Raw genomic sequence first — 7847 nt, 5'->3', positions numbered from 1 at the left:
CCCCGCAGCCGGGCCGCCGTCGCCGCGACCCGTCGGCGGCTCCGCAGGGCCCCACGCCGCCGACGGTGGCGACGCCCGCGGTGCCCCCGGCCCCCGCCCCGCAGCAGCGTCCGGTCGCGCCTCCGACGTCCCGGCACGCGGTGCAGCCGCCGGGGCGCTCGGCGACGTGGCGGGTCACCTTCGACTCGGGGGAGTCGTTCGTCGTCACCGGCCTCGGGCTGGTGGGGCGCCGTCCCGAGCCGCGCGGGGGCGAGGAGGTCGCGCACCTGGTGCCGCTGTCCTCCAGCGACATGTCGGTCTCGAAGACGCACGCGCAGTTCCACCTGTCGGCCGACGGCGCCCTGGTCGTGATGGACCGGGGCTCCACGAACGGCTCGTTCATCAACCGCGGCGGCGTCGCCCGCGAGCTGTCGCCGGGGCGGGCGGCCACGCTCGTCGACGGCGACGTGGTGCGCTTCGGCGACCGCGAGATGCGGGTGGCGCGGGAGGGCTGAGCCCGTCCCGGTAGCCTCCCCGCGTGCACGGGTCGCTGCTGGTCGCCGGGACGACGTCGGACGCCGGCAAGTCCGCCGTGACGACCGGGCTGTGCCGCGCGTTCGCGCGCCGCGGCCTGCGCGTCGCCCCCTTCAAGGCCCAGAACATGTCCAACAACTCGATGGTCTGCGCCCTGCGGCCCGACGACCCGGGCAGCGGCACCGCCGAGATCGGCCGGGCGCAGTGGACGCAGGCGCTCGCCGCCCGCGCCGAGCCCGAGGCCGCGATGAACCCCGTGCTGCTCAAGCCCGGCGGCGACCGGCGCAGCCACGTCGTGGTGATGGGCCGCCCCGGCGGGTCCGTGTCCTCCGCCGACTGGGAGACCGGTCGGCGGCACCTCGCGGCGGCCGCCCACGCCGCGTACGACGACCTCGCGGAGCGGTACGACGTCGTGGTCGCCGAGGGTGCGGGCAGCCCGGCGGAGATCAACCTGCGCGCCGGCGACTACGTCAACATGGGCCTGGCCCGCCACGCCGACATGCCGGTCGTGGTGGTCGGCGACATCGACCGCGGCGGCGTCTTCGCCGCCTTCCACGGCACCGTCGCGCTGCTGGAGGCGGCCGACCAGGCGCTCGTGGCCGGGTTCGTGGTCAACAAGTTCCGCGGCGACCCCGTGCTGCTCGCCCCGGGCCTGGCCGAGCTGGAGCGGCTCACCGGTCGCCGCGTCTACGGCACGCTGCCGTGGAGCCCCGACGTGTGGCTCGACTCCGAGGACGCCCTCGACCTCGCGGGCCGCCGGGCTGCCGCGGGCGGCGCGCTCCGGGTCGCGGTCGTGCGCCTGCCGCGCATCAGCAACTTCACCGACGTCGACGCCCTGGGTCTCGAGCCGGGCGTCGACGTGGTGTTCGCGTCCTCGCCCGCGGCGCTGGCCGACGCCGACCTCGTCGTGCTGCCGGGCACGCGCGCGACGCTGGAGGACCTCGCCTGGCTGCGCGCCCGGGGCCTCGACCACGCCGTGCGCGACCACGCGGCGGCGGGCCGTCCCGTGCTCGGCATCTGCGGGGGCTTCCAGATGCTGGGGCGCCGGGTGGAGGACCCCGACGGCGTCGAGGGCCGGCCAGGCGCGTCCGCCGACGGGCTGGGCCTGCTCGACGTCACGACGACGTTCGCGGCCGAGAAGGTGCTGCGCCTGCCGCGCGGGACCGCGCTGGGCGCGCCCGTCGGGGGCTACGAGATCCACCACGGCCGCACCACCCGCCACGGTGGCGAGGAGTTCCTCGGCGGCGCCGCCCAGGGCGCGGTGCACGGGACCATGTGGCACGGCTCGCTGGAGTCCGACGCGTTCCGCCGGGCGTTCCTGGCCCGGGCCGCGGCGGCGGTCGGCGCGTCGTACCAGCCAGCGGAGGAGGTGTCGTTCGCCGCCGCCCGCGAGGCGCGCTTCGACCTCCTCGGCGACCTCGTGGAGCAGCACCTCGACGTCGACGCCCTGCTCGACCTGGTCGCGTCCGGCCCCCCGCGCGACCTGCGCCCGCTGCCCCCGGGGAGCGAGCGGTGATCCTCCTGCTCGGCGGCACGGCCGAGGCCCGCGACCTGGCCCGCGTGCTCGTCGAGGCGGGGGAGGAGGTCGTGTCGTCCCTCGCCGGCCGCGTCGCCCGCCCGCGCATGCCCGTCGGCGAGACCCGCGTGGGCGGCTTCGGCGGCGTCGACGGGCTCGTCGCGTGGCTGCGCGAGCACGGGGCCCGCGCCGTCGTCGACGCCACCCACCCGTTCGCGGTCGGCATCTCGGGCAACGCCCGGGCCGCCTGCGCCCGCACGGGTACGCCGCTGCTGCGGCTCGAGCGCCCTGGCTGGTCCGGCGAGCCGGGGGCGGACGCGTGGGTGTGGGTCGACGACGTCGCCGCGGCCGCCCGCGCGGCCGCCGGCCTCGGTGACCGCCCGTTCCTCACCGTCGGACGGCAGGGCCTCGAGGACTGCACGGGACCGCTGGCGGACGCCGCCGTGCTCGCGCGGGTCGTCGACCCGCCCGAGGTGCCGCTGCCCGACGGCTGGCGCGTGCTGCTCGACCGCGGCCCCTACACCGTCGACGGCGAGCGCGCCCTCGTCGCGGAGCACCGCGCGGACGTGCTCGTCACCAAGGACTCCGGCGGCGACCTCACCCGGGCCAAGCTCGACGTGGCCCGCGAGCTCGGGCTGCCGGTCGTGGTGGTGCGCCGCCCCAGCGCGGTGCGCGCGCCGGGCACCGACGCCCCGCGGGTGGTGCACGACGTCGCCGCGGCGGCGTCCTGGGTGCGCGCCGTCAGCGACGCACGCTGAGGGCGGTCGCCGCCGCGACGAGCACGGCCCCCGTGCCGACGTACGCCGCCAGTCGCCGCGCGCGGGCGACGTCGCCCGCCGCGACGGGCCGGCCGTCGCCGAGCACCGGTCGGTCCTCGACGCGCTCGGCGCCGGGGGCGCCGTACACGGTCCGTCCGCCGAGCCGCACCCCGAGAGCGCCCGCGAAGGCCGCCTCGACGGGGCCGGCGTTGGGGGAGGGGTGTGCGCCGGCGTCGCGGCGCCAGGCGCGCAGGGCGTCGCGGGGGGCGCCGTCCACCAGCGGGGCGGCCGCAGCGGCGAGCAGTGCGGACAGACGGGCGCCCGGCAGGTTGAGACCGTCGTCGAGGCGGGCCGAGGCCCAGCCGAAGCGCTCGTGGCGTGGCGAGCGGTGGCCGACCATCGCGTCGAGCGTGTTGGCGGCGCGGTAGCCGACGAGCCCCGGCACCCCCGCCAGCGCGCCCCACACGAGCGGGGCGACGACGGCGTCGGAGGTGTTCTCGGCGACCGACTCCACGACGGCCCGCGCCACGTCGTCGGCGCTCAGGTCGTCGGTGCGGCGACCGACGAGGTGCGTGAGCCGGCGGCGAGCGGCGGGCAGGTCGTCGCCGGCGAGGAGGCGCTGGACGGCGGCGGCCTCGCGGTCGAGCGAGCGGCCCCCGAGCACGGCCCAGGTGGCGAGCGCGACGAGGGCGACCTCGCCGGACGCGCCGGCGACGTCGCGGGTGCGGCGCTCGGCGAGGGCGCCGAGCCCGGTCACGGAGCCGACGAGCAGCAGTGTGTACGCCGCCCCGCGGCCCCGGCTGTCGGCCCACCCGAGCGTCTCGAGCCGGCCCGCGACCCGGCCGAAGCCGGCGACGGGGTGGCCGCGGCGCGGATCGCCCAGCGCCCGGTCGACCGCGAACCCCAGCAGCAGGCCCGCAGCCCGGGCGCGCGTCACCGGGCTCCGACGCCGGAGGTGATCGACGCCAGCGCGGTCAGCAGCGAGCGGGTGCGCTCGGGGCTCCGCACGGCGATCCGCACCCAGGAGGCGTCGAGCCCCGGGAAGGTGTCGGCGCGGCGCACGGCGTGGCCGTGGCGGCGCAGCTCCTCCCGCACGCCGGCCCCGGGCCGGGCGAGCACGAACGGGGCGTGGCCGGGCACGTGGGGCACGCCGAGCTCGTCGAGGCCGGCGACCAGCACGCCGCGCCACGTGGCGAGACGGCGCACCCGCTCGGCCGCCTCGACGACGGCCTCGTCGGAGGCGCAGGCGCGCATGGCGGCCAGGGCCGTCGACGAGACCGACCAGGGTGTCTGCACGGCGCGCAGCTGCTCGAGCACCGCCGGCTCGCCGAGCACGTAGCCGGCCCGGACCCCGGGGATGCCCCACAGCTTCGTGAGGCTGCGCAGCACGACGAGGCCGGGCACCTCGGCGTCCGCGAGGGCGTGGCGGGGCTGAGCGATCGCGTCCATGAACGCCTCGTCGACGACGACGAGGCGCCCGGGACGGGTCAGCGCCCGGAGGTCGACGGCGGGGTGGACGCGTCCCGTCGGGTTGGTCGGGTTGCCGACGACGACGAGGTCGGCCTCGTCGGGCACCCGCGACGGGTCGAGCGCGAAGCCGTCCTCGGCGCGCAAGAGCACGTGCCGCGCCGGGGTGCCGGCCGCGGCCAGCGCCACGTCGGGCTCGGTGAACTGCGGGTGCACGACCACCGGGTGGCGCCACAGGCGTGCCCGGGCGACGAGGGTGAACGCCTCGGCGGCGCCGGCGGTGGCGAGCACCTCCTCGGCGGGCCGGCCGTGGCGGCGGGCCAGCGCCTCCTCCGCCACGCGCACGCGCGCCGCGTCGGGGTAGGCGCCCACGTCGTCGAGCGAGCCGAGCAGCGCCGCGGTGAGCCACGGCGGGCGGGGCCCGTCGTACGTGTTGACGGCGAAGTCGGCCAGCGGCGTGCCGTCCGCGGCGCTCGTCTCGGTGTCGCCGTGGTGGCGCAGCGGGTCGGCGGGCGGGGCGTCGTGGGGTGCGGCCGCGGGGACGCCGGCCGCCGGGGCGGCGACGGGCGCCACGGGGGAGTACGGCGCGGTGGCGGCCGCCGCGGCGGCGAAGCGCTGCGCCAGGTGCGGGTGCCCCGCCCAGTGCACGTGGAGGTAGGACGCGTGGAGCGTGGGGGAGGCGTAGCCGTCCTCGGTGCGCGGGTGGGAGGCGGTCGGCTCGAGCACCCAGCCGGGGGTGCCCCCGGCCGCGGGGGTGACCCGGGTGCGGTGGAACTCGTGGCCGGTGACGGTCTCGCCGGGGCGCCCGAGCAGGGTCGCGACCTCCGACGTCGCGGACCGGTAGGCCAGGGTGAGGCGGGGGGCCATCGCCGCGGTCGCCGGCAGCGCACCGACCATCGGGGCGTGGTCGAGGGTGCCGCAGAGGTAGAGCAGGCCCGCGCACTCCGCGACGGTCGGCACCCCGGCGGCCACGGCGGCCCGGAGGTCGTCGCGCAGCGCCGCGTTGCGGCTCAGCGCCGCCGCGTGCACCTCGGGGAAGCCACCCCCGAGGTAGAGACCCTGCGTGCCCGGCGGGAGACCCGTGTCGCGGGTCGGGTCGAGCACGACGACCTCGCAGCCGGCCGCCTCGAGCAGCTCGGTGGTCTCGGCGTAGGTGAACGTGAACGCGCGGCCGCCGGCGACGGCGACCTTCGGGCGGGCGGCGGCCGCGACCGGCTCGACGGCGGCGGCCGGCTCCCACGCGGGTACGGCGAGGGGCGCGGCGCCGCGCGCGATCTCCAGCACGGCGTCGAGGTCGATGCGTTCGGCGACCTGCGCGGCGAGCCGCTCCAGGGACGTGGCGGCGTCGGCGCGCTCGGCGGCGGGCACGAGGCCGAGGTGGCGCGACGGCGCGACGATGGCGTCGTCGCGACCCAGCACGCCGAGGACGGGGATGCCGGTCGCGGCGACCGCGCGGCGTACCTCGTCGGCGTGCCGCGGCGAGCCCGCCTTGTTGAGCACGACACCGGCCACCCGCACGCCGGGGTCGTGGCCCGCGAGCCCGGCGACGACGGCGCCGATGGTGCGCGAGGCCGAGGAGATGTCGACGACGAGCACGACCGGGCTGGCCGTCAGCGTCGCGACGTGGGCGGTGGAGGAGAAGCCGTCGCCGCCGATCTGGCCGTCGAAGAGACCCATGACGCCCTCGACGACCGCCACGTCGGCGGGCCGCGGGGTGCGGGCGCCGTGGAGCAGCAGCGGCACGATCCGTTCCTCGCCGACGAGGTGCGGGTCGAGGTTGCGGCCGGGCCGCCCGGTCGCCAGCGCGTGGTAGCCGGGGTCGATGTAGTCGGGGCCGACCTTGTGGCCCGACACCTCGAGCCCGCGGCGGGCGAGCGCGGCCATGAGGCCGGTCGCGACGGTGGTCTTGCCGTGGCCGGAGGCGGGGGCGGCGACGACGAGCCGCGGCAGGTGCGTGCTCACCACTCGATCCCCCGTTGGCCCTTCTGCCCGCGGTCCATCTGGTGCTTGACCTTCGTCATCTCGGTGACGAGGTCGGCGACCTCCACGAGCCGGGGGTGGGCGCGGCGGCCGGTCACCACGACGTACTGCCGCCCGGGGCGGTGCGCGAGGGTCTCGACGACGTCCTCGACGTCGACCCAGCCCCACTCCATCGGGTAGGTGAACTCGTCGAGCACGTAGAGGTCGTGGCGCTCCGCCGCGATGCGGCGCTTCACCTCGGCCCAGCCCTCGGCCGCGTCGCGGGCGTGGTCCTCGGCCTCGCCGGCCTTGCGCGACCACGACCAGCCGGAGCCCATCTTGTGCCACTCGACGGGGCCGCCCTCGCCGGTCTGCTCGTGCAGCTCGCCCAGGCGCTCCAGCACGGTCTGCTCGCCGATGCGCCACTTGGCGGACTTCACGAACTGGAAGACCCCGACGTCCCAGCCCTGGTTCCAGGCGCGGATGGCGAGGCCGAACGCGGCGGTCGACTTCCCCTTGCCGTCGCCGGTGTTGACCATGAGCAGCGGCAGGTTGCGGCGCTGCGCGGTGGTGAGGCCGTCGTCGGGCACGACGACCGGCTTGCCCTGCGGCATCAGGCCACCCCCCGCGTCCCGGAGCGGTCGAGGTGGGGGCGCTCGGCGCGGTCGGCGGTCGCGGCGCGGGCGGCGCCGGCGAGCACCTCGGCGCTCACCTCCGCGACGGGCAGGTACGTCGCCTGCAGGTGCTCGGCGAGCCTGCGCGCCAGGCCGAGGCGGAACGGGCCGTTCTCGCAGTCGACGACGACGGTGTCGACGCCCTGCTCGGCGAGCCACGTGGCGACCTGCCGGGAGCGCTCCACCGGGTCGGCGCCGGCGGTCGCCCGGCCGTCGGTCACGAGCACCAGCAGCGGGCGGCGGCGCGGGTCGCGCAGGCGCTCGCGGCGCAGCACGTCGGCAGCGGCGAGCAGGCCCTCGGCGAGCGGGGTGCGTCCGCCGGCCGGGAGCGCGTCGAGGCGGCGCGCGGCCACGTCGATCGAGCCGGTGGGCGGCAGGGCGACCTCGGCCTCCAGCCCACGGAACGTCACCAGGCCGACCTTGTCGCGGCGCTGGTAGGCGTCGAGCAGGAGCGAGAGGATCGCCGTCTTGACCTGCTGCATGCGCTTGCGCGCCGCCATCGATCCCGACGCGTCGACGCAGAACAGCACGAGGTTGGACTCCCGGCCCTCCCGCACGGCGCCCCGCAGGTCCGCGCCGCGCAGCAGGAGCCGGCCGTCGGTGCGGCCGCGGGCGTGCTGGTGGGGGGCGGCGGCTCGGACGGTGCCGACGAGGTCGAGCCCGCCCGCCGTGCCGGGGGCGTTGCCGATGCGCCGCCCCGTCGAGGTGATCGCGCGGGAGCGGCGGCCCGCCTCGCCCTCGCCGGTGCCGGCGACCCGCAGCACGCGGGGACGGTACGGCGTGCCCGCGGCGACCGTCGTACCCGCGGGGGCGGCGGGGGTGCCGGAGCCGTCGCCGGGCTGGTCGGTGTCGGGGGCGTCCCGCGCGTCGGGGGAGTCCGGGCCGGCGCCGGGCCCGCCCTGGTCGTCCCGGTCGGCTGGGGGCTCGGCGGCGGCCCCGCCGTCGCTGCCGGGCTGCGGG

General features: G+C 78.4%; 7 protein-coding genes. 3 read left to right on the top strand and 4 right to left on the bottom strand.

Annotated features, from left to right (window positions below; all coding sequences use genetic code 11):
* The 3 genes from KK617_RS18085 to KK617_RS18075 all read left to right on the top strand — a co-directional run.
* Positions 1-494, top strand: a 494-nt coding sequence (locus tag KK617_RS18085) for an FHA domain-containing protein (RefSeq protein ID WP_277501584.1), incomplete at its 5' end; no start/stop codon positions are given.
* A 23-nt stretch (positions 495-517) separates the two neighbouring features.
* Complete coding sequence (locus tag KK617_RS18080; RefSeq protein WP_277501583.1) at positions 518-2029, top strand: cobyric acid synthase; 1512 nt, start codon at positions 518-520, stop codon at positions 2027-2029.
* Positions 2026-2787 (top strand): cobalt-precorrin-6A reductase, encoded by a 762-nt coding sequence (locus KK617_RS18075; protein WP_277501582.1) that lies wholly within the window; start codon positions 2026-2028, stop codon positions 2785-2787. Before KK617_RS18080 ends, KK617_RS18075 begins: the two co-directional genes overlap by 4 nt.
* Here the strand turns inward: KK617_RS18075 and KK617_RS18070 are convergent.
* The 4 genes from KK617_RS18070 to KK617_RS18055 all read right to left on the bottom strand — a co-directional run.
* Entirely contained in the window at positions 2771-3724 is a 954-nt protein-coding gene (locus KK617_RS18070) for a cobalamin biosynthesis protein (RefSeq protein ID WP_277501581.1), read from the bottom strand. The genes KK617_RS18075 and KK617_RS18070 overlap by 17 nt on opposite strands.
* Positions 3721-6216 carry a cobyrinate a,c-diamide synthase gene (locus tag KK617_RS18065; protein WP_277501580.1) on the bottom strand — a complete coding sequence of 832 codons (2496 nt, stop codon included), beginning with the start codon at positions 6214-6216 and terminating at the stop codon, positions 3721-3723. Before KK617_RS18065 ends, KK617_RS18070 begins: the two co-directional genes overlap by 4 nt.
* Positions 6213-6827, bottom strand: coding sequence for a cob(I)yrinic acid a,c-diamide adenosyltransferase (gene cobO / locus KK617_RS18060; RefSeq protein ID WP_277501579.1), 615 nt, complete (start codon positions 6825-6827; stop codon positions 6213-6215). Before cobO ends, KK617_RS18065 begins: the two co-directional genes overlap by 4 nt.
* Positions 6827-7847: VWA domain-containing protein (locus tag KK617_RS18055; protein WP_277501578.1), on the bottom strand; the 1021-nt coding region annotated here is incomplete at its 5' end. The genes KK617_RS18055 and cobO, both read right to left, overlap by 1 nt.

It is taken from the genome of Nocardioides sp. ChNu-99 (assembly GCF_029493445.1).
Taxonomy (GTDB): Bacteria; Actinomycetota; Actinomycetes; order Propionibacteriales; family Nocardioidaceae; genus Nocardioides.
Note: the sequence above shows the minus strand (reverse complement) of the source record. Positions and strands in the feature narration are given on the sequence as shown.